This is a genomic window from Acinetobacter larvae (assembly GCF_001704115.1).
GTDB lineage: Bacteria > Pseudomonadota > Gammaproteobacteria > Pseudomonadales > Moraxellaceae > Acinetobacter > Acinetobacter larvae.
Genome location: NZ_CP016895.1, coordinates 38,912 through 62,903, shown reverse-complemented (window position 1 = coordinate 62,903; position 23,992 = coordinate 38,912). Strand labels below are relative to the sequence as shown.

Here is a 23,992-nt window from a genome sequence, read left to right as displayed (position 1 = left end):
GATGCTCCACAGAATTTGTATAACTCAACTGCGTCATAGGTGGGGATGAATGCATCATTTTACAAGCGAATAAATAAAAAAATTAGAAAACAGCTTTATTTTTTATGTATTTACTAAAGCCGACTAACCATGCATTGAGTAAATAAAGCCATGCCACCACACTCAATATGACCCCGATCACAGTACAAGCTTTTACCCATAGCATACTATCCCAATAATAAAAAAATAATGGGATGAACCATAATGCAGCGAAGGCTGCCAAGAATAAAAATAGCACGGTACTACGGACTACCCATAATGCTTGTGCATGCATCCATACTTCAGCTTCTGCAGCATTTGCAACCTTGCGTGCCAATATATATGAAATCACGATACTTACAATGCTAAACAGTGCAAGAAACATAAACACATAAGATGTGGTCATCAAACGCTGGTGCTGTTGTAAATTATCTTGCCCCATGGGTATTTTTCTACCTCAATCCATTATTAGCCGTGTTCACACGCTAGCAATGACATTAAACATTATGATCGTCTTTTACTTTAAATTAGATATATCAACATGAGGCTTCCTGCATCAGATATCCAATATGTTTCAAGAAAAAGAGGTACAATTCGCCAGCATTTTAATTTTAAACAGCATGTCTTACAATGCAGTTTTTACAACAAGCTAAATAATATTGCATTGATTGCGATCAATTACTCAATTTGATTGTTATTTCATAAAATACATGTGCTTAAGTTTGATTATTGTGCGTATGTACTATCTATATAATGAGAAACATTTTGCTGAGCTTGTTTATCATCATGATTGGATGACAATCACAACAACCCTAGTCGGTCATTATAGTCAAAGTCCCAGCAAATAGACAATGAAAATCAGTCTTGATCATCGGCAATTTGATTGGATTATCCAGTCAGCAAAGCCTGACCAGACAAAGTCCCTAGCCTCTAGAAAAAATAATATAAAAAATAAGTATTTAATCTAATTAATTTTATTATAAAAAGTAGCATTCTATGGGCGAAATATAACAAATCATGCGCGTTCGCACCAAGGATATGCTATACATAGATTTGATCGATGAGAACATCAATAGATCGCTTGAAATTGCTGGACTTTATCGCGTTTAAACTTTGATAGCGTTTGCCAGAACAAAGCATTGTCGTGCAATTGCACACTGCTTGAGCAGTGGTGGCTAGGTGCTATAACGGCATCCTGTCGTTGCGGCTGGAAAATATTCTATTTACGCCCGACTTTGGTATAAAAGCCTCTTGGCAAGTCCTATTTTTACGTTATAACTATTTTAGTTTAGGCGGTTTTTTATTTCGTTTAGACCGTTTTTACTGTTATAACGATTTACGTTAGATTCTTAGGTTATAACCATTTCTTCGCTATAACCATTTAAGTTAGACCGTTTCGTTTTGAGTGTAGACCATTTCGTTTCAAGCGATATTTAAATCGATAGACGACTTTAGCAAAGTAATTTAGGAGACGGGCAATGATCCAACCCATTGATGCGCCATTACGTGAAGATGTACGACTACTCGGCAATCTTTTGGGTGAGACCTTAAAAGAACACGCAGGAGAAGATTTATTTAATCAGGTTGAGCAAATTCGCGCTCTCAGCAAAGGTGCTCGTGATGGTCAGGTTGCTGCGGAAAAAGAGTTAGAGCAATTATTTCTCAGTCTAAAAGATGAGGAGATTTTACCGCTGACCCGTGCTTTTTCTCATTTTTTAAACTTTGCCAATATTGCAGAGCAATATCATGTGGTGCGTAGTCGCCGTCAAAATGAGTCTGATCCCGAACAGCCATCCCCCAATGTACTTGAGCACCTTTTCACGCGTTTCCAACAACAACAGATCAGCGCGGAAGAGTTATATCATCAAGTCTGTAATTTAAATATCGAATTGGTACTGACTGCGCATCCAACAGAGGTCAGTCGGCGTACCCTCATTCAAAAATACGATGGAATTAATGATTGCCTTAGTCAATTTGATCAACAAAAATTAACGCCCAAACAACGTCAACAATTATTACAACAACTTAAGCAATTGATTTGCTCGGCATGGCAGACCGATGAAATTCGCCAGCAACGCCCAACACCCGTAGATGAAGCCAAATGGGGATTCACCACGATTGAACAAAGCCTCTGGTATGCCGTACCACAATTTATACGTGAATTGGGACAGTTAGTACAAACCCAATGTCAGCGTGATCTGCCCTTGGATATCGCACCGATTCGTTTTGCCTCTTGGATGGGGGGCGACCGTGATGGCAATCCCAATGTCACCCATCAAGTCACGCAAGAAGTATTGTGGTTATCTCGTTGGAAAGTTGCCGATTTATATCTTCGCGATATCGAACAATTACGTTGGGAACTGTCAGTACAGGCCTGTTCTGCTGAGCTACAACAAGCGCTGGCTAAACCACATGCAGAGCCCTATCGTGAATATCTACGGGATATCCGTCAACGTCTTAAATTGACACGCCAATGGTTAGCCGATCAATTACAAGGTCAGCATTCTCAGGTCGATCCTGCACAAGTTATTCACTATAAAGAAGAATTATTACAACCGCTGTTGCTGTGCTACCGCTCACTGATGGCATGTAATTTGCCAGAGATTGCCCAAGGCAGCCTGCTCGATTTTATTTATCGTGTTAATTGTTTTGGGATTGAGCTCCTACGCTTAGACATTCGCCAAGAATCGGGGCGTCATCGTCAAGCCATTTCGGCAATTACCGAATATCTTGGTTTGGGGCACTATGCCACATGGAGCGAACAGGCACGGCAAAACTTCTTATTGCAGGAATTACAAAGTAAACGTCCGCTCCTGCCTAAACATTTGCATGAGCCAGCGCAGAGTTTAATTGCTGATCCTGATGTCAAAGAAGTTTTTGCCACCATGCGCATGCTGGCAGAACAACCCAGCGAGTCCTTGGGTGCTTATATTATTTCAATGGCGGAATACCCAAGTGATGTTTTGGCAGTGTTATTACTGCAAAAAGAAGCTGGGATCAGCAAGCCGCTACGTGTGGTACCTTTGTTTGAAACACTCAAAGACCTCGACGGCGCAGCAGATACCATGCATAGCCTCTTTAATATGCATTGGTATAAACAGCATATTCAAGGTCGGCATGAGGTGATGATTGGGTATTCCGACTCTGCCAAAGATGCTGGTTTTATGTCTGCCAACTGGGCACAATACCGTGCCCAAGAACAACTCACAACAGTTGCACAACAGCATCAAGTAAAACTTACCCTATTTCATGGTCGTGGTGGCTCCATTAGTCGTGGTGGCGCACCAACCCAGCAAGCACTATTTTCTCAACCACCCGGCTCCATTTCAGGTGCGATTCGTGTAACTGAACAAGGTGAAATGATTCGCTTCAAATTTGGTCTCACTGAAATTGCCCAACAAAACCTTGAAATCTATACAGCTGCGACATTAGAAGCCACCTTACTCCCACCGCCAGAACCCAAGCCACACTGGCGTGAGTTGATGCACCGCATGACAGAACATTCGGTCAAGGTATATCGCCATACCGTACGTGACAATCCTGTATTTGTACAATATCTACGCACGGTCACACCCGAACTAGAACTACAAATGCTCCCCCTCGGTTCGCGTCCAGCGAAGCGTAAAGTCAGTGGTGGTATTGAATCTTTAAGGGCAATTCCATGGGTATTTGCTTGGACACAGATCCGGCTGATGTTACCCGCCTGGTTAGGCACAGGCGCGGCACTGAAGCAAGTGATTGAACAAGGTGAACAAGCAATCCTTGATGAAATGCTAGCTGAATGGCCTTATTTCCAAACACTGATCGATATGTTGGAAATGGTTTTATCTAAGTCAGATCGGCATATTGCACTATATTATGAGGCACACTTAACCGACGATCCTGAACTCAAAGCTCTGGGAGTTGAATTACGTCAACGCCTACACGACGCCGTACAAAATCTATTAGCGGTCAAAGGTGAATCAAAACTACTCAGCTCAAATGAAGTACTCGACCAGTCAATGAAAGTACGTAAACCTTACTTACTACCACTGCATTTATTACAATCGGAGTTGATGAAACGTCGGCGTGATTATTTGCGCAGTCATCAAACTGAACGAACTCCTGTCGATCATGCCTTGATGGTCAGTATTGCCGGCATTGCCGCAGGCTTACGCAATACCGGTTAAGGCGCGCAATCGCACCCAGCATATCCTCAGCTTCAATCAGTCTGGTAAGCTCTAAGCAGTATCCTCAGCCCCGATCAGTGAAAACCAACTGACCGGGGCTTTATTGCTCGAAGCTTTACTATTGATCGAAGCTTTACTGATCAAAATTTTGATGCTGGACCACCTGAGCGAACATCGCCAAATACTGAAATCTCAGGATTTTACCAAGGGCTTAAACTCTTGAGTCCACATCAAAAATAGCGCTACACCGCTTGCTGTTCTGCAAAATTTTCGAGCAATATAAAGCAAATTCAGCTGGATAACTTTGCAACAAGACATCAATTTTTATGCAAAGAATAGTATCATGTGCCGAATTGAGTAGTAGAGCATTTCCCTATGTCCAATGGGTTCCCCAAATGGCGTCCTTATCGTGGTCAAATAGATCACCAACCTGTACGCACTGACGAATATTTACCCCCAGCCCAAAGTATTGTATTAGGTATACAACATGCTTTTGCCATGTTTGGTGCCACGGTACTTGCTCCCTTCCTCATGGGCTTTGATCCAAATCTGGCCATTTTAATGTCCGGTATTTGTACCATCTTATTTTTTATTATTACGGCAGGTCGTGTGCCCAGTTACTTGGGTTCAAGTTTTGCATTTATTGGGGTCGTCATCGCTGCCACAGGTTATAGCGCTTCTGGCAGTGGCTTACCCAATCTCAACTTAGCCCATGCCGCCGGCGGTATTATGGTCTGCGGTATTTTATATGCTGTGTTTGGCGTCATGGTCATGCTCACTGGCACACGTTGGATTGAAAAACTGATGCCGCCTGTGGTGACTGGTGCGGTGGTGATGATCATTGGTCTAAACCTTGCACCCACAACGGTCAAAAGCGTCAGTACCGATAGCTTCAACATGTGGATGGCTTTGGTCACCGTGCTGTGTATGGGAATAATTGCTGTCTTTAGTCGTGGTCTAGTACAACGTTTATTATTACTACTCGGTTTATTATTGTCCTATGCCATTTACTATATAGTGGCTAATGTCGCAGGTTTAGGGACAGCAATTGATTTTGCAGCAATCCAACAAGCCAGTTGGTTTGGTATTCCCACTTTCCATTCACCACAATTTGATATGAATGCCATTTTAATCATTGCCCCTGTCGCTTTGATTTTAGTCGCAGAAAACTTAGGTCATATCAAAGCCGTCAGCGCGATGACCGGTGAAAATCTTGATCCTCATATCGGTAAAGCCTTTGTTGCCGACGGTGTTGCCACCACATTATCTGGTGCTGTGGGCGCACCAGGCATGACCACCTATGGTGAAAATATTGGTGTTATGGCCGTGACCCGTGTTTATTCCACTGTTATTTTTGTGATTGCTGGGGTATTTGCGATTTTCCTAGGCTTCTCACCGAAGTTTGGTGCCATTATTCATACCATCCCAACTGCGATTTTGGCAGGTGCATCGATTGTGGTTTTTGGCTTAATTACCATTGCCGGCGCCAAAATCTGGATCGAGAATAAAGTCGACTTCTCTCAAAATAAAAACCTTATGGTCGCAGCAGTCACCATTATTTTAGGTACTGGCGACTTTGCTTTGCAGTTTGGTCAGTTCAATTTGGGCGGGATCGGTACAGCAACCTTTGCTGCACTCATTTTAAACTGGCTCTTTAATCTAAAATTACGTGCAGACTAATGCAGTGTAAAATACCCTACCATGCGCATGCACCCAAGCGTATGGCATCACATGTTTGCCCAAGCTGCCCAAGCTATACGGCTTGGGCTGTTTCTTGCGCTTTACATGCCAGCGCTTAGCATTGGTTTTCCTGTGGCTTTTGGGTAAGATAGCTTTATCTCATGCAAAGCAGTTATAGGCATGCGCCTAGATTTTTTTGATATTCAATTATTTTTACATGTGGTGGACTGTGGCAGTTTAACCAAAGCAGCACAACGCTCTTCAATTTCTTTGCAAGCTGCCAGCGAACGAATCAAAAAACTCGAACAACATTATCAAGTCAGTTTATTCACACGTCATCATAATGGTGTACAACTCAGTGCTGCTGGGCAAAGTTTTGCTGAACATGCTTTGCGTTTAAAACAACAATATTTAGCCTTACAAGACAGTATGCAAGCTTTTAGTGGACGCCGACGTTTTTGTTTATGGTGTAATTCCTCCGCACAAAGTGAATATTTACCTGATCTATTACCACAATATTTATTGGATCATCCACAGTTTCAGATTGAGCTCAAAGAAGCTGAAAGCTTAGATATTATTCAAGCGATTCAACAAGGTCATGCCGAACTTGGCATTATTTCAAGCTTTTTTGCTCATCAACACTTACAAAGTCGCCCTTTTGCCGATGATCCCCTGGTGCTGATCTGCGCCACGCAACACCCACTGGCACAAGCCACACAATTAGATTTAAACCAAGTGCTGAGTTATCCCTTTGTGGGTTTAATGGCACATCATTCCTTACAGCGTTCCATTGAGCATCAAGCGCAACAACTGGGTTATCAAATCCAATATCGTTTACGTTTACCTACTTTTTCAGCCATTCACCAAGTCGTTGCCAATGGCGTCGGCATTGCCATTGTGCCACGGCGTGCTACACAACATCTCCGGGCACAAAAGCTGCATGTCATTGCTTTAACCGGCGCTTGGGCACAACGCCAACTGCTGTTAGTCGCCCATGACTTTGCAAAATTAAATCCCGACTATGCCAATTTTGCGCACTATCTCAGTCAACACAACCCGCCCTAACACATCATTTTTTCAATGACGCAGACTAAGACAGATCGATAAAGTCTAAATGCTTATTTTAAAAATACACCACTCAACATATATAGCCCCAATGCACATAAGCCATAAAAAAATAAACGTCTAAATTTGGCTTCAGCAATACGATGACGTAACCGCGTACCCAACCACATGCCCAATACCGCAGGCAATAATGCAGCCCAAGATAAATAATTCAATACACTAAAATCATCAACTGGGTTGTGATATAAAAATAGTGCCAAACAAAGCGTAGATACGGTAAAGGCAAGTCCCAAAGACTGTACCAAGTCATCGCGCTTTAACTGCAAAGATTGTAAATAAGGCACCACTGGAATCACCACGACACCTGTGGCAACGGTTAATGCGCCACCTAAATACCCGACGATTGGCGATAAATAAGCTTCATGTTTAGAAAAGTTAGGAAGCTGCCGTGCATATAAACCGTATAGCCCATATAAAGCCAGCATACTGCCCAACAGTGCTTCACTTGGAAAGTCATGATGATTTAAAGTCGGGAAAATACTCCAATAAGCGCCAACGATAATCCCAAGGATTAAAGACCAAAAACGCTTGCATAACCGCAGCACGCCACCTTCAGCAAAGAGTTGCCAAAAGTTCGTTAACATCGACGGTAACACCAATAAACTGGCGGCATGAAAAGGTGACATCCATAAACTAAGTAAACCCATCGAGACCGCAGGTAATCCGAGCCCTAACATCCCTTTAATCATCCCTGCTACTGTAAATACTGCTATGACCACACCAAGCATATTCTCTCTGCCCTCGTACCTTAAACAAGATTGCAATGACGCCATGTTAGTGCATGGCAAAGCGATGCTCTATCATGATTTTTGGGACAGGGCTCAAGCAAAGATTGAGGCTATAAGGGCATAGATTGTTTTGACATTAAAAATAGGATTGAGCTAAAAATAGGATTGGGTTAAGAATAGGATTGAGCTGAATTTGCCTCAATCGTCGCAGACATTATTTTCAGGATGCTATACTGACCAACATCATATAGACCCGCTATATGCAGATTCAGGATATGTAGATCCGGAATCTACAGACCCAGAATATAAACTCAGATATTGTGCAGGTGCTAAGCCAGTTCGTTGTTTAAAAAAAGCAATAAAAGCACTATCACTACAAAATGCTAAACGCTGTGCGATCGCGTGAATACGCTGCTGTTCTAATAACATTTTAATTGCTGTAATCAAACGATAATGTTGCCGCCATTGTTGATAGCCCATTTGTGTTTCGCGCTTAACTATACGACCCAACGTTTTCTCACTCATATGCATTAGGCTTGCCAACTGACGCATAGTGGGAGGGATGTCATACTGCGCCAGACAGAGCAATAATTTTTCATGCCGCGGCATGGTCAGTAATAATTGCTCTGGGCGGGCTGCAGCAATCTCCAACAAGCTTAATTGACTCAGATGATAGGCTGCACCGTGTTGCCAATCGCTGTCTAATGCATAGCCCATCAAACGCTGTAATAAGGCTTTGAGCAATGGGCTGGCGACAAAGATCTTACTGTGCTTTAAGTCCTGACAAAGAGAGGCATCAAACCATAGCGAATGATATTGAATACGATGTTTTACCACGATTTGATGCAGGGTTTGTGGTGCAATCCAAACCAAAAAATACGGCGGTAATAAACAATAGCGCTGCGTATCCTCCAGATATAACTCGACATAGCCTTCACTGATATAAAGCAACTGCCCTTTTTGATGACAATGCAAATCTGAACGATGCTGCTCAAATTGTGAAGCCACAGCCAGTACCTGAGCTGAGATTTGGTCTGCATCAAAGTCAGTTTGTGGATCAACCCATGCCATCGCTATACCTTGTCCGATTTTTGATATTTATGGTCTTTTATATTGTAAAAGGAAATGGTCAATTTTTATATAGTGGCACTTTTGCTTAACCTGCTGTGCTCAGAACATTATGAACAAAGCTCATTTTTATTTACTGATTGTTCTCATCATGCTGCCGCAAATCGTAGAAACGATTTATAGCCCAGCCCTCCCCAGTTTAAGTCTGGCATTTCAAACTGCTCCACCGACCATGGCACTCACCCTTTCCCTTTATTTTATAGGCTTTGCCATAGGGGTACTGATCTGGGGCATACTCAGTGATTATTTTGGGCGTAAACCGATATTACTGTGTGGCTTAGCATTATATAGCCTGTCCTGTTTTGCGATTTTATACTGCACATCTTTTTATAGCCTATTATTTTGGCGTTGTTGTGCTGGTATCGGTATCGCTGTTGGTTCAGTCATCACCCAGACAATGTTACGGGACCGTTTTACAGCAACGCAGTTATTATCCATCTTTGCACTGATTGGCTTTTTTATTGCCATGAGCCCTAGTATAGGTTTATTTATAGGCAGCTATCTGAGTGCGCACACAGGCTATCGCGGGATATTTTATGCCTTAGCGGGTAGTGCTGCATTGCTATGTTTACTCAGCCTGTATTACTGTCAGGAAACAGCACCACCCCAACGTGCTCAGCACGCTTTCATGCAAGTTGCACAGCGCATGCTGCGAGACGCAAAAGTCGGCTGCTTTGCCTTATTAATCACCGCTTATAATGTGCTGATTTTTGGTTATTATATTAAAGCACCTTTTATTTTTGCTGCACAAAATAGTGAGACATCGTACCAACTCTATAGTGGTGTGTTCTTTGCCATCGGTTCTTTGGTTGGGGTCTGGGGCAATCGTTATTTACTACGGCGTCATGCCAATAGCGCACACGTTGCCACACGTTGGATCTTGTGCATTGCCATGCTCTGTTGTGTTTTGGGGTGTCTCTGTGCCTATTTACTCCAAGATCAAGCAACATTTTTTATGGCAATGATAATTTTTATGCTGGCCTATGCGATGGCTATTCCGATTTTACTCGCACAGGCACTGCAACATTATACTGAGCATAAGGGTACGGCTTCAGCACTTTTTAGTTTTGGCTATTATATTGCGATCGCATTGGGTTTAGAGGCGAGTAAATATATCAGCACCCTTAGCATGATGTTCTCAGTACTAAGCGCGATAATTATTATTCTGAGCCTATGGATATTACAACGTCGTTGGTTATAAACACCATCGACGTCATGTCTTCAGCACAAAATTCTCTCGATTGAGAATCAGCTTTAGGGGCGAATTTGTTTCAACTCTCTTTGAATAAAATGCTGAATCATGTGACGATAAAACTGTTCAACCCAATCAGCATCAAGCCCCTGCTGTTGTGCATATTCTCTGACCGCTGCAATCACTTGCTCCACACGTGCAGGTGCCTGCACAGCAGCTTCATCTAATTTAAAATGACTGACCTGATCGACATAAAACTGTCTTAGGGCAATAAGCTCAATCATATGTCGATCAATCTCATCGAGATGTTGTCGAATTTCAGCTAAGGACTGGCATTTTTGTTTTTCCATTTTCACCTTCTATGATCTACTCTTTGCTATGGTTTACTATTTTGCGCTTTATACTTCTGTTCCAATACTCGGCTTAAAATACTTTCAATCATCCAAACTCGATATAAACTATTAAAGACATATTGCTGACCATCGATTCTTAATACCAATACAGGTAAATCTGGTTGCGCCAAAGCACTGCATTGCTCAGCATTATGCAATAACTGTTGTTCTGCCCCCGAAGCCAATTGTGTGATCGCCAATTGTTGCTGCAAAGCATTAAAATGTGGCGTATAAGATAAATCACGACCATCCGTCCATACCGCCGCTAAAATATCGTACATGGTTTGCAGTTGCTGTTCTTCAGCCACACTATAAAATAAGCTTGCCATATGCATGACTGCATCTGCATCGGGTCGACAGAATGGCGTAAATGCCACTTCGGTCCGTTTCGATAATCGCGTGGCTAAACGCCAATCAAATTGATCGCGCCCACTATACGGTAACGGGTAGAGTTTCAGTTGAATATCATAATACTCAGCCAATTCCTCTTTAATATATGCCAATAATAACCAACTAATTGGATCTTCCAGTGCGATATATAAATCCAATTCAGGATCCATCGCCTGTATCTCTGCTAATTGTTCCGCATCATTAATTAGATGTTCACGCCACTCAATATGATTAATTAAAAAAATTGGCGTGCCATTGAGTAAGTTTTGTTGTCTTAAACGCCGTGTTAAACGTAATAAGTCATCTACAGCCTGATATTGCCGCTGACCAAACTCAAAATAACTATAGCGTACAGGCTCATGACTAAAAATACGTTCAGGAAAATGCTGCGGGACTTGATGCCGACTCGCCATGGCAAATAAAGTTCGCAGTTTGCCATATTGCTGTTGCCACAGCATATGAAAAACATCTTCAAGTAAATATAGAAAATTTTGTCCACGCAATGGGGTATGACGTAAAATAGTTTTGGCTTGTTTAAGCGCCTCAGCACTAGGTTGTTCGGGTTTTTCATCATCAAAACTAAAGCGATGTTGCTGTGCCAGAATGCGCGCATCATTCAGACAATACTGATGCCATGCCGCTACATCCATGTGGTTCGGCGGTTCAGCACTGACATCGGAAATAATCACCTTTAACGGTTTGAGTTGCTCACTGAGTAATTCATCTAATTGTGTTAATTGCTGTACCGCCAAATAGCTATACACGTCATCTAGACGTAAATAGATACTCAAGCCCTGATCGATCGGTAATACCGCTTGGCGACTAGGCTTTTGGAAAAACCATCGTGATCGAATCGGATCAAAGCAACGGCGCAACAATGACATGAGATTTGCCTCAATCTAACAAAGTTTGAATATCAAAAAATTATGGCGATCAATATACATATGTATGTCATAGACCTGTTTAAAGTTTATAGCAATTTGTCGCCGAATGATCAATGAAAGCTCATCATTTAAAGCAATAGCACCTTAAAAATTAGACTTTAATCTTTGCCATATCACAGAAGCGATTAATGCTTCTATACAAAGTGCTCTTAGATATGGGAGCCAATACGTCAAGACAATACTTTATACACTGATAAAAAAATGGCAAAAGTAAAAATTTTTTATTGATTTTAACTAATAAAAATAATAATAATTCTCATTTTAAATAAGTCAATGGATTTGTAAAACACATGAACCAATCCGCACTCACTATGGCAATCCGCCATATCCTATTTTCCTCGCTTACCTTATGCAGCTATGCAACATATGCCGCAGATCAACCAGAGCAGCTGCCCACTATTGAAATAAAAGCACAGCATGATCAAGCCCCCGCCTATACAGCAACCTCTTCTCGTGCGGCAACAAAATTGGACCTGAGTTTAAAAGATACCCCACAATCCGTTACGGTCATGACCAGTCAACGTATTGAAGAGCAAAATTTAAAAACAGTTGAAGAAGTACTCTCGCAAACCCCTGGAATTTATATCCAACGTTTCGGTGCCCAAGGTGCTGTGGGTAATGGCGGTGAATATACGTTTTATTATGCACGCGGTAACCAGATTTTAAATTATCAAGTCGATGGCGTAATGACTTCCCCTGCAACCAGTGGAAAAAATGGATCGTCTCTAAGTAATTTAGACCCTATTATTTATGAAAATATTACTGTACTAAAAGGTGCTGCAGGTTTAACCAATGGCGCAGGTTACCCAAGTGCAAGCGTAGGTTTAAACCGCAAACATGCCAATCAAACCGACCCGACCGGGAGCATCAAAATAAACGCTGGTTCAAACAACACTATTCGCTCAGAGTTTGATGTACAAAGTGCCCTCAATGCATCGGGTACAGTACGTGGTCGTCTTGTGGCAGCCTATGGTCAAAATGATTCATGGCGAGATTGGGGGGATCAACGTAATGCGACACTTTATGGTGTATTAGATACAGATCTTGGCGCAAAAACCCAACTTAGTTTAGGTGCATTATTAAGCCGTGCGCGTTTAGATGGTCAGGGTGTACATGGCATTACCATCTTTGGTGATGATGGCAAAATCATGCCTTTTGATCGCGAATTTAACCCAAATGCGCGTTGGGCATATAGCAACATCGATACACTCAATTTATTTACTGAGTTTAAACATGAGTTTGCCAACCGTTGGAAAGTTCAAGCGAACTACAATTATACCAAACAAGATATTGAATCTTTATATGGGGTAATTGGTGTTGCACAAGTTGATTATAGCAATATGACCGCTTCCCTTGCCGCGTCACAAAATGATTTTAGCCCAGAAGAACATAGTATGGATATCTCTGCGACAGGTTATTATCAGCTGTTGGGGCGTGAGCATGAACTAATGTTCGGTGCAAGTTATCAACGCTTAAAAAGCGACAACAATGCTTATGCGGGCTATAATGCACGGGGTGTCATCGATCTTAATACTTGGGATGGCAACATTGCTATGCCTACCGAAGCAACGGTTGCCACAGGTCTAAGTCATAAAGATTATGAGCAAAGCGGTTATTATCTTGCAACACGGTTAAACCCAATCGAAGCATTGCATATTATTCTCGGTGGTCGCTTATCCAATTATGACTTAAAAACACGTTCAACCAACGATGTCCGCAATACCGTATCAGATACACATATTAAAGAAAGTAATGAACTAACACCCTATGCAGGTATTACTTTTGACATCACCCCCTATTTAACAGCATATGCAAGCTATACCAATATCTTCCTCCCACAAAGCAATCGTGACTACAGCTATAACGTACTTGACCCACAACAAGGTGATAACTATGAAGGCGGACTAAAAGCAAGTTTTTATGACGATCGCCTCAATCTGAGTGCCGCCTATTTCCAAGCCAAAATGGATAATGTTGCTGAAACCGCTGGAAAATATACAGATACAGATGAAGCTGTGATTAATGGTTGGACCACGACCGGTTCTAACTATTATCGTGCAGTAAAAGGTGCCGAAACCAAAGGCTTTGAAGTCGAAGTTGCAGGACAGATTTTACCTGAATGGAATATTCAAGCCGGTTATACCCAAGCGGAGACCAAAGATAATAATGGTCAACGCATTAATACCGATCGTCCTAAACAACAGTTTAAAATGTTTAGTACCTATAATCTTCCTATCCTAGACCGTAAATTAACAGTAGGCGCTGGCTTAAACTGGCAAAGCGAGTTCTATGACAACAGTAAAACTGGGCTGAACTACCAAGCATTCCGTCAAAAATCCTTTACTTTAGTTGATCTTATGGCGCGTTACACAATCAACAAAGATCTTAATGTTTCTTTCAATGTTAGTAATTTAACTGATGAGAAATATCGTCTAAATACTTGGGCAAACACTTACGGCGATCCAAGACGCTATACTGCTTCAATTCATTATAACTTCTAAATCATCGTGCAAAAAAATCCCCAAACGCTTGGAGATTTTTTGATTTTTAAATACATCACTTTCTAGTCATGCTTGATTGAACAACAATATATAGTTTAAATATTATTGTTTAAATCTCACGCACCGCACCTTTTGCTGCACTGGTGGTGTGCATGGCATAGGCTTTTAATGCTTTAGAAATTTTACGTTTACGTTGCTCTTTCGGCTGCCAACCAGCTTGGTCTTGTTGCACACGACGTGCTGCAAGCGTTGCCTCATCGACACGTAGTTCAATAGTACGGTTGGGAATATCGATATCGATAATATCGCCATCTTCAACCAAACCAATAGCACCACCTTCTGCGGCTTCTGGTGAAACATGACCAATCGATAAGCCAGATGAACCCCCAGAGAAACGCCCATCGGTAATCAAGGCACATTCTTTACCCAAACCTTTGGACTTTAAATAACTGGTTGGATACAGCATTTCTTGCATACCAGGTCCACCGCGCGGACCCTCATAGCGAATTACCACCACATCGCCAGCTTTAATCTGTTGCCCTAAAATAGCATCCACAGCAGCATCTTGGCTTTCAAAAACACGTGCTGTACCACTAAATTTCAAGATTGACTCATCTACACCAGCCGTTTTTACGATACAACCATCGAGTGCAATGTTGCCGTATAACACCGCCAAACCACCATCTTTGGAGAAGGCATATGCTGCATTACGAATCACACCTGTCTCACGGTTACCATCTAAGTTTGCATAATAACGATTTTGTGAGAAGGCCGTTTGAGTCGGGATGCCGCCAGGTGAAGAACGATAAAACTCATACACTTCTGGATTTTCAGTACGAATAATATCCCACTGATCTAATGCATGTTTTAGAGTCGGCGCATGTACCGTACTACAGTCGGTAGTCAGCAAACCTGCTCGGTCTAACTCACCTAAAATAGACATGATACCACCAGCGCGATGGACATCTTCCATATGAACATCTTGTTTGGCTGGTGCAACTTTACACAGTACTGGTACATGACGGGATAAACGATCGATATCATCCATGGTGAAATCAACACCCGCTTCATTGGCTGCAGCCAATAAATGTAGCACGGTATTGGTTGAACCACCCATGGCAATATCAAGCGTCATGGCATTTTCAAAAGCAGCTTTGGTCGCGATAGAACGTGGCAAAATGCTGTAATCATCTTGCTCATAATGGCGTTTAGCCAATTCCACAATCAATTCACCCGCTTTTAAGAATAGCTTTTTACGATTGGCATGCGTTGCAACAATTGAACCATTCCCGGGTAAAGACAAACCCAGTGCTTCCGTCAAGCAGTTCATCGAGTTCGCTGTAAACATACCTGAACATGAACCACAGGTTGGACAGGCAGAGCGTTCAAAAGCTTGCACTTCTTCATCGGTGTAATTGTCATCTGCGGCAACCACCATCGCATCGACTAGGTCGATTGCTTTTTCATTACCACGAATTTTGACCTTACCGGCTTCCATCGGTCCACCAGACACAAAAACCACTGGAATATTCAGGCGCATCGCTGCCATCAACATACCTGGGGTGATTTTGTCACAGTTCGAAATACAGACCATGGCATCGGCACAATGCGCACTCACCATATACTCAACAGAGTCGGCAATAAGGTCCCGTGATGGTAAAGAATACAGCATGCCATCATGCCCCATCGCAATACCATCATCTACTGCAATGGTATTAAACTCTTTGGCCACACCACCAGCTTCGTGAATCTGTTGCGCAACCAATTGCCCGAGATCTTTGAGATGGACGTGACCTGGAACGAATTGAGTAAAAGAGTTCACGACGGCAATAATTGGTTTGCCAAAATCTTCATCTTTCATACCCGTTGCGCGCCATAAACCACGCGCACCAGCCATATTTCTTCCATGTGTCGATGTTTTTGAACGATAGTCAGGCATTGCGTATATTTCCAACAAAATATGTGCTTGAGTGAAGTCACCCTTCACTCTGGCTAATAACAACCACTTAAGCTATAGCGATGAACAGCCTAATCGGTTTAAATTTCAAACATCATACTATAAGTTGTGATGTAGCTGATGACTCTAAATAAAATCTTTTGTAGTGGCTTAAGCTTGTGGCGACGCCATTACAACGCATGATGTGGTGCACCGTCGCGCTCAGAATTGTTTAGGCAACTATGGCATAAAATCATGCTGAATAGTCGCTTAAATACAATAAAAATATTAAATATAAGCGCTATAAGCAGTCAATATACCTGTAACGACTAGATTCTGATTAAAAACTTATATGAATAATTTTTAAATTTTAGATAACTTTATTTTATGAATAACATATGCATTCATGATTAGCAATGCGCAGCGCGCTGGCTTTGTTATAATGGTCTGGTGTTATTTATTGAGCTGAATATCGTTGAAAATCATTTTTGCAGGTACACCAGAATTTGCTGCTGTCGCCTTAGCAGCCCTCATTGAAACAGAGCACGACATTGTTGCGGTTTATACCCAACCTGATCGTAAGGCCGGCCGTGGACAAAAGCTCAGCGCATCTGCAGTGAAACAGCTTGCGCTTGAACATCACTTACCGGTAAAACAACCATTGCATTTTAAAGCCTCAACAGCAGAAGGTTTGGCAGCACAGCAAGAATTAGCCGCTTTCGATGCCGATATTATGGTGGTTGCAGCCTATGGTTTGATTTTGCCACAAGTCGTATTGGACCTACCCAAATATGGCTGCCTGAATATTCACGCGTCCTTATTGCCTCGTTGGCGTGGTGCGGCACCGATTCAGCGTGCAATTGCCACCGGTGATGACACAACCGGTGTCACGATTATGCAAATGGCTGCAGGTTTAGACACGGGCGATATGCTCTATAAAACCCACTGCCCCATCACGGCGCAAGATACCGCAGCCAGTTTGCACGATCGCCTCGCCATACAAGGTGCTGAAGCCATTTGCAAGGTACTCGCTTCTGAGCAAAGCCTACAAGGCTATATTGCACAACGTGAAATACAAGATGATGCACAAAGCATCTACGCACAAAAGCTTGCCAAAGCAGAGGCACAAATCAATTGGCAAGACCCTGCCTTACACATCGATCGAAATATCCGTGCCTTTCACCCTTGGCCAGTTGCATTTACTGCACTTGATGCCGACAACAACCTGCGTGTATGGATGAGTCAATTATCTACACGCACTACAGAACATGCGCAAGCTGGAGAAATTATTGCGATTGACTCACACGGCGTTCATGTTTGTTGTGGCGATCAGAAAGTGATTTGTCTAACCCAATTACAATGGCCGGGTGCCAAAGCATTTAATGCCCAGCAAATTCTCCAATCTCAACGCCTTCACGTCGGACATATTTTTGCATGAATCAGCCCTTGTCTTCATCGAAACGAAACCTCAGAGCACAGCTCGTCACTAGCCTACTTGCTGTGCAGCAAGGGCGCTCTTTGCAAAGTATCCTCAGCCACGAATTGGCACAAGTGCCCAGCAAAGACCGTGCACTGTTTCATGAGTTATTACTGGGTACACTCAGACAGTGGCATGCTTTAAAAAACATTAGCTTGCCCCTCCTGAGCAAACCACTCAACAACCCAACGGTCGAAAGTTGTATTTATTTGGGGATGTACCAGTTGCTCATGACACGTACTGCACCTCATGCGGCCATCTCAGAAACCGTTGAAGCTTGTAAACAACTCGGTTTTGCAGCGCTCAGTGGTGTGGTCAATGCCATCTTACGTCGTGTTTCACGTGAAACTGAAGCATTTCAGCAAGCGTTAAATGCCACACATGGCTTACCCAGCTGGCTCGCCAAACGTTTAAAACGCGATTGGCCAGAACACTTCCCAGCACTGTGTCAGCAACTTAAACAACCGACCTCGATTTGCTTACGCATCAATCAGCGTAAGATTGGTCGTGATGCTTATCTGACTTTATTGCACGCACAAGATATTGCAGCCCATGCTGTAAGCTGGATTGAAAGTGCCATTGTGCTAGATCAAAATGTACAAATCACCAGCTTACCGGGCTTTGAAAAAGGCTGGTTTGCAGTACAAGACTTACATGCACAATTGGCAAGTCAATTGCTCTGTGCTCTAGATCAGAAAGTTGTACTGGATGCTTGTGCAGCACCGGGCGGCAAAACTGCACACTTATTAGAAAAATATATTCCCAAACAGCTGATTGCCATCGACTCCGATGAACAACGCTTGCAGCGTGTGCAAGAAAACCTCACCCGCTTAGCACTGCATGAGATTGCGCCATTGAGCATTCAATGTGCCGATGCCACCACATGGCAGGCCGAGCAGTTGCTGGATGCAATTTTATTAGATGCACCGTGCTCTGCAACAGGTGTATTACGTCGTCATCCTGATATTCGCTTATTACGTCAATCTTCGGATATTGAACCAATTGTACAATTGCAAAGTCAGATTCTGGAGCAGCTCTGGTCACAGCTCAAGGTGGGTGGGCAATTGCTTTATATTACCTGTTCCATTTTAAAAGCCGAAAATGAGCAACAAATGCAAAACTTCTTCGCCAAACATGCCGATGCACAAGAGATAAAGATTGCAGCAGATTGGGGTATTGCACAACAGTACGGTCGTCAGTTGTTACCGTTAGAAGCCTATGGTGATGGTTTTTATTATTGCCTCATCAGCAAAATCGCATAGTGTGCCCATTGCACGCTTGGTCTAAAAAGCATGGCTCAAAATAGATCGCCTATAGCTGTCGTCTAGACTGTTCTTAAAATAATACCCTCTTATTTCAGGACGAGCGAAACAGTGGCAATAGAGACTAGATAATTTGAATAAAAAGTGGCACATCATGTGCCACTTTTTGCTTATCTTTTTGCTGAAAAGCAGTGTGTATCGTCTTACAACCCTACGCTGTGATTATTCATCATCAGCAGGTTCTGGATGTCGAATTAAATGAATGGTGGCTAAAATCAAACCGCCCCATAAAAACACTGCGGAGATGATAAACATAATAATTGCTTCAAAAGTCATGTAAGCTTCTCCTTAGCGGTCTTTGAGACGTGAGAACAATAACGCCCCTAAAGCACAAAATACGATACAGCCCCAACCAAAGATATATAACATGCTCTGGGTATAACCACCATAACCTTCATGGAAAATCGAATTTAAGGTCAAGAATAAAGTCGTGATTAAAATGGTTGGGGTTACGATGGTTAGGGTAAGTTCCCAAATACGACCTAACTTAATGGTAGAGATATGGTTTATATGTATTTCTAACTCACGCATCAGACTACGTCTAAACCAAGACACCATAATAATCGAAACCAATGCACTTGAAACAATACCAATATTATTAATAAAGTGATCAATGATATCGACCAGTTTAATCGCGCTGGTGCTAGAAAAGAAAGTAATCGAAATAATTGCTGAACCGCCAGCAACGATGGTTACCGCCTTACGCCGCCCCCATTTGAGTTTATCTTGTAAAGCTGCAATGGGCACTTCTAGGATACTGACCATTGATGTAATACCCGCCACAAATAACGAGGTAAAGAACAATAAACCAAATAGATCTGCGCCAGCGCCTAAACTTGAAATCAATTTCGGGAAGGCAATAAAGGCTAAAGCAATCCCCCCACTGACCACTTCATCAATCGGTTTACCCGCAGCATGTGACATAAAACCAAGTGCTGCAAAAACCCCGATCCCGGCCAAAAGCTCAAATGATGAATTGGCAAAACCAACAATCATCCCAGAACCGGTTAAATCAGTTTTCGGTTTTAAATAAGATGAATACGTCACCATAATCCCGAAACCGACCGATAAACTAAAGAAGATATGACCATAGGCCGCTAACCAAACCTTATAGTCTTTCATGGCTTCCCAGTTTGGGGTGAAGAAGGCATTTAAACCATCCACTGCACCCGGTAAGCGCACGGCTTGAATAACTAAAATCGTGAATAACACCACCAATAACGGCATAAAAATACGGTTGGATAATTCAACCCCTTTTTTCACGCCACCATATAAAATAACCATAACCGCCAACCAAATGGCTAAAATAGGCCAGAATAAATGGCTTACAAAATCCAATTCAAAATGACTAGATTCTGAAGTTTGCAAATAGTCATTAAAAAAGAAATGTTGTGGATCATTGCCCCAGACTTGTCCAATCGAGAAAAAGATATAACTCCCTGCCCAGGTGAGTACGCCAGCATAATATAAACCAATAATCAGACAAACACTGACATGCCACCACCCCAATGTCTCTGCTGGTTTCCACAGATTTTTATAGGCTTTGGGTGGTGCGCCATGACTACGGTGCCCAACAGCATAGTCTAAAAATAATAACGGCAAACCTGCTGTCAGTAATGCGATGAGGTACGGTATTAAAAATGCACCACCACCATTTTCATAAGCAATATAAGGGAAACGCCAAATATTACCTAAACCTACTGCTGACCCAATGGCTGCAATAATGAAGCCCGATCGCGCAGACCAATTTTCACGTTTATCTGTCATAGAACACCTAGCCTTAAGGCTTGTCGTTTATGCTGCTTGTTGTCATTGTGCTAATGCAAGCAAAAAAATTAACCAATTGTTGTTTGAATAAATCCTTATACTCTAGAAATCATCGTGTTGCGTCCAAGCCAATGGTTCTGCCCACAAAGTCTGAAGCACAATAACAATATACATGAGTAAATAACGCCATTTGGTGAATACCAAATAACGGCAGGATTGTAATGCTCAGGACAGAGTTTAATGTTTTTTCAAAATAAATGTTATATGAATAACAACGAAGTGCTTTCTTCGTCCAGAAAAACTGCTGATTCACAGAAGATACAACAGCATGACAATGCCAGCGAAAAACTGATTACTGATGTTTTTTGAGGAGGCAGCGCTTTGATTTAATTTAACTTAAACTCGGCAAGCGATAATGCCCAATCATCTTAAATCTGTGCAAAATATCATTTTCTTGCGTGCCGGCGCCAATATTGTGAATCACCAAAGCCGTGCCCTGTGCTGATGTTTTATCGGAAATAATACCAATATGGGTCAAGCCCTTGCCTAAATCCCAAGTCACAATATCACCAGGCAAATAATGTTGATCATGCACTGCATAAGACTGGCGCTGCAAATACGTCATAATATTTGGTACACGACGATGGTCAATGTTGCGATCAGGACCTTTTAAGCCCCATTTTTGTGGATAGATACGAAAGTTTTTTCGCATATCTTCATGAATATTTTGCTGTAAATCGATCCCTTGCGCTCGAAGCGCCCGAATCAGCACATCCGTACAAACGCCTTTGATCAAATCGACATCGCCCATTGGGTAGCTCAATTTGCTATAAGCGGGGTCATAATACAAGGTTTGACCAATTTGACCCCGTGCATCTGTGACCAAGCGCTGTGCATCAAAAGCCCATGCTGGCACGGTATAACAGCCCAAGGCTGTCGCCAATATCATCAAGTTTATTGTTTTCATAACGCTTATAACATTCTTAAATCGGTGTCTTATTTGAACTTTACGTTAAGCATCTAGACAGTACAAGCCCTGAAAGTCGCTTGAATCTATCGATATTCATTGATAGCCATAGCATTACAACGGACTTATATCATGATCATGCTTAAACCGATGAGTGACATTTCATCTGATGAAAGGCTGCCGTAGAATGGCTAAATCATAGACGATTTACTCGCTTTTATTCGCAGCATCTCCCGCTATCTCGTCTATGTCTGCGCTATTGCAGAATCAACATTCTAGGACCTAGGGTCAACAATCGCTATAAATTTATCATTGAAGGGATTTATGATGATGCGTTTCTATCTCTTACTCAGCCCACTTTGGCTTGGTCTCAGCAGCAATTTATATGCGAGTAGCATCAATTTACAAGGTCAAGCACAATACTGGCAATACCACACCACCACCCAAGCCCAAATACTCAGCCCCCTCAGTCTAAGCTATCCGCATGAAGCTGCACTACAATGGTCTATCGATCTCCAGCATCAACTACCTTTCTTACCGCAAGCTAAAGTTAAATCGACATCCTTGAGTAACCAACTCAATCACCCTCCGCTCAAACAAGATTTTTCTTTTGACTATTATAATTATATTTTGTACTACCCGATCTTTGATCGCTTACTCCGTTTCAATCTTGGCGCTGGAATCAGTCAAATAGATGCCGAAGCCAATGCGCAGTTTTTTGATCATCATATCGCTCAAACACAACAGCAACATAAGCCCATCGCTTATAGCAAAATTTCCGCCCAAATACCCAATAGCGGGCTTTCATTGCATACCGAGATTATTTATAGCCAATACAAAACACTTAAGTTGAATGATATTCAAGCAGAAGTTCAATACCAATTTCAAAAATTAGGCTGGCTCGAAGCTGGGCTTAATTTTGGCTATCGTTGGTTAAATATCAACTATGATCATCCACAAATTCAAGATTTAAAGCTTCGTTTTCAAGGACCTTATCTCGGTATCAATGGGGCTTTTTAACAGTGCACTCATGCTTGATCTTTTCATCATGCCTATTCAAAAGATCAATCTTAGCAAGATGATACTACTGTAATGCTTTATTCTGCAGATTTATTCTGCGATTTGCTTGGCCTCAGTTTGCGCTGCCATATTTTTCATCTCTAGTTGATAGGCGACAGGATCATCGACCATCAGTAATGCAAATGCACGGGTAGAAGGAAACGCCCCTAAAATAATCACAAAAATAGAAGTTAAGGGTACAGCCAAAATAGCACCAGCAACACCCCATAATGATGCCCATAAAGACAGTGATACCAAAACGACAAAGGGTGATAAATTAATTTGTTTACCAATCATTTTAGGTTCCAGTACATTCCCGACATACATTTGTGCAACGGTCAATAATACTGCCACCAATAAAGTCATTTGCATTGAACCAAATTGCGCTAAGGTTAATATCACTGGGAAGATGACGCCTAATAATGAACCGATATAAGGAATATAATTGAGTAAACCAATAATTAATGCCCAAAATAAAGCATGTTCAACGCCACATAACCATAAGATCAACCAACAGATCACAGCCAAAATAACGTTGATCAGCGATTTAATAGCCAAATAATCACCGATTTTACGGTTGATATTGAGTAATAATGTTCTGGTTTGATCTGCACCTTGCCCTGAAAAAGCCATCGCAAAACGCGTGGCAAAACGACCGCGTTCACTAATTAAAAATAAGGCATAGACCACCACCAACACCACCATCCCGGTTAAAGTACTCAAAGCACTAATACTGGCACTGATAAATGGATGAATATCAATTTTATCGATGGTCATTGCACGTAATAACTGCCAATCAGGATCTTGACTCAAGCCCAATTGCACACTCATATCAATCACAATTTTTTCTAAATTATTTTGATAAATTGGCAGTGAGGCTACAATTTGTTGCCCTGTAATATAGATAATCTGACTTAATCCAAAAACGGTTGCCATAAACGCAACGAAAACCAATAAACGTCGTATTGCTTCACTGCTATGTTTTAGGAAAATAAAACGACCTAAAAAATCAGTTAAAGTGACGATAATATACATGCTGATGACAGCCATCAAAATCGGCAATAAAAAGTTCTGTCCAACTTTGATTAACCATCCTAATAGAATAATAAAAAGTAACACGTAGACCATCGTCTGTAAGCTGTCATGCCAGCTGCGCTGTTGTTGTCGCATATTTCTAATTAAGGTTATGATAAATAA

At 42.0% G+C, this 23,992-nt stretch carries 18 protein-coding genes; 8 read left to right on the top strand and 10 right to left on the bottom strand.

Annotated elements, in window-relative coordinates; translation table 11 throughout:
* Positions 1–82 precede the first annotated feature (82 nt).
* Complete coding sequence (locus BFG52_RS00225) at positions 83–460, bottom strand: hypothetical protein (protein WP_067551052.1); 378 nt, start codon at positions 458–460, stop codon at positions 83–85.
* 1,036 nt (positions 461–1,496) lie between these two features.
* On the opposite strand from BFG52_RS00225, the gene ppc reads away from it, so the two are divergent.
* From ppc to BFG52_RS00210, 3 genes are all read left to right on the top strand, one after another.
* The gene (gene ppc / locus BFG52_RS00220) at positions 1,497–4,187 is read left to right on the top strand and encodes a phosphoenolpyruvate carboxylase (RefSeq protein WP_067551049.1); all 2,691 of its coding nucleotides are present in this window, start codon (positions 1,497–1,499) and stop codon (positions 4,185–4,187) included.
* Between the two features lie 375 nt (positions 4,188–4,562).
* Complete coding sequence (locus BFG52_RS00215; RefSeq protein ID WP_067551046.1) at positions 4,563–5,867, top strand: solute carrier family 23 protein; 1,305 nt, start codon at positions 4,563–4,565, stop codon at positions 5,865–5,867.
* 180 nt (positions 5,868–6,047) lie between these two features.
* The gene (locus tag BFG52_RS00210; protein WP_067551043.1) at positions 6,048–6,932 is read left to right on the top strand and encodes a LysR family transcriptional regulator; all 885 of its coding nucleotides are present in this window, start codon (positions 6,048–6,050) and stop codon (positions 6,930–6,932) included.
* Between the two features lie 53 nt (positions 6,933–6,985).
* Here BFG52_RS00210 and BFG52_RS00205 read toward each other — a convergent pair whose 3' ends face one another.
* Entirely contained in the window at positions 6,986–7,720 is a 735-nt protein-coding gene (locus BFG52_RS00205; protein ID WP_067551040.1) for a sulfite exporter TauE/SafE family protein, read from the bottom strand.
* A 243-nt stretch (positions 7,721–7,963) separates the two neighbouring features.
* A complete protein-coding gene (locus BFG52_RS00200) occupies positions 7,964–8,791 on the bottom strand; it encodes an AraC family transcriptional regulator (protein WP_067551037.1) in 828 nt (275 codons plus the stop codon).
* Between the two features lie 109 nt (positions 8,792–8,900).
* Here BFG52_RS00200 and BFG52_RS00195 point away from each other — a divergent pair, with 109 nt between their 5' ends.
* Positions 8,901–10,049 carry an MFS transporter gene (locus BFG52_RS00195; protein ID WP_067551033.1) on the top strand — a complete coding sequence of 383 codons (1,149 nt, stop codon included), beginning with the start codon at positions 8,901–8,903 and terminating at the stop codon, positions 10,047–10,049.
* A 53-nt stretch (positions 10,050–10,102) separates the two neighbouring features.
* Here BFG52_RS00195 and BFG52_RS00190 read toward each other — a convergent pair whose 3' ends face one another.
* Together BFG52_RS00190 and BFG52_RS00185 are read right to left on the bottom strand one after the other, a co-directional pair.
* The gene (locus tag BFG52_RS00190) at positions 10,103–10,390 is read right to left on the bottom strand and encodes a chorismate mutase (RefSeq protein ID WP_067551030.1); all 288 of its coding nucleotides are present in this window, start codon (positions 10,388–10,390) and stop codon (positions 10,103–10,105) included.
* A gap of 26 nt (positions 10,391–10,416) precedes the next feature.
* The gene (locus BFG52_RS00185; RefSeq protein ID WP_067551027.1) at positions 10,417–11,706 is read right to left on the bottom strand and encodes a hypothetical protein; all 1,290 of its coding nucleotides are present in this window, start codon (positions 11,704–11,706) and stop codon (positions 10,417–10,419) included.
* Positions 11,707–12,056: 350 nt separating this feature from the next.
* Here BFG52_RS00185 and BFG52_RS00180 point away from each other — a divergent pair, with 350 nt between their 5' ends.
* Positions 12,057–14,267 (top strand): TonB-dependent siderophore receptor, encoded by a 2,211-nt coding sequence (locus BFG52_RS00180; protein WP_067551024.1) that lies wholly within the window; start codon positions 12,057–12,059, stop codon positions 14,265–14,267.
* Between the two features lie 109 nt (positions 14,268–14,376).
* On the opposite strand, the gene ilvD is transcribed toward BFG52_RS00180, so the two are convergent.
* Positions 14,377–16,206 (bottom strand): dihydroxy-acid dehydratase, encoded by a 1,830-nt coding sequence (gene ilvD / locus BFG52_RS00175; RefSeq protein ID WP_071890055.1) that lies wholly within the window; start codon positions 16,204–16,206, stop codon positions 14,377–14,379.
* A gap of 472 nt (positions 16,207–16,678) precedes the next feature.
* On the opposite strand from ilvD, the gene fmt reads away from it, so the two are divergent.
* Both fmt and rsmB read left to right on the top strand, forming a co-directional pair.
* On the top strand, positions 16,679–17,641 hold the full coding sequence (gene fmt, locus BFG52_RS00170) for a methionyl-tRNA formyltransferase (protein WP_067551018.1): 963 nt from the start codon (positions 16,679–16,681) through the stop codon (positions 17,639–17,641).
* Entirely contained in the window at positions 17,638–18,942 is a 1,305-nt protein-coding gene (gene rsmB / locus BFG52_RS00165) for a 16S rRNA (cytosine(967)-C(5))-methyltransferase RsmB (RefSeq protein ID WP_067551015.1), read from the top strand. The genes fmt and rsmB overlap by 4 nt, the downstream gene beginning before the upstream one ends.
* A 222-nt stretch (positions 18,943–19,164) precedes the next feature.
* Here the strand turns inward: rsmB and BFG52_RS16530 are convergent, their stop codons facing one another.
* The 3 genes from BFG52_RS16530 to BFG52_RS00155 form a co-directional block, all read right to left on the bottom strand.
* The gene (locus BFG52_RS16530; protein WP_071890053.1) at positions 19,165–19,278 is read right to left on the bottom strand and encodes a methionine/alanine import family NSS transporter small subunit; all 114 of its coding nucleotides are present in this window, start codon (positions 19,276–19,278) and stop codon (positions 19,165–19,167) included.
* Between the two features lie 12 nt (positions 19,279–19,290).
* The gene (locus BFG52_RS00160; RefSeq protein WP_067551012.1) at positions 19,291–20,769 is read right to left on the bottom strand and encodes a sodium-dependent transporter; all 1,479 of its coding nucleotides are present in this window, start codon (positions 20,767–20,769) and stop codon (positions 19,291–19,293) included.
* Between the two features lie 391 nt (positions 20,770–21,160).
* Positions 21,161–21,736 (bottom strand): DUF1287 domain-containing protein, encoded by a 576-nt coding sequence (locus tag BFG52_RS00155; protein WP_067551009.1) that lies wholly within the window; start codon positions 21,734–21,736, stop codon positions 21,161–21,163.
* 324 nt (positions 21,737–22,060) lie between these two features.
* On the opposite strand from BFG52_RS00155, the gene BFG52_RS00150 reads away from it, so the two are divergent.
* Positions 22,061–22,756: a TIGR04219 family outer membrane beta-barrel protein gene (locus BFG52_RS00150; RefSeq protein WP_067551006.1), complete on the top strand. Its 696-nt coding sequence runs from the start codon at positions 22,061–22,063 to the stop codon at positions 22,754–22,756.
* Positions 22,757–22,846: 90 nt separating this feature from the next.
* On the opposite strand, the gene BFG52_RS00145 is transcribed toward BFG52_RS00150, so the two are convergent.
* Entirely contained in the window at positions 22,847–23,965 is a 1,119-nt protein-coding gene (locus BFG52_RS00145; protein ID WP_067551003.1) for an AI-2E family transporter, read from the bottom strand.
* Between the last annotated feature and the right edge of the window lie 27 nt (positions 23,966–23,992).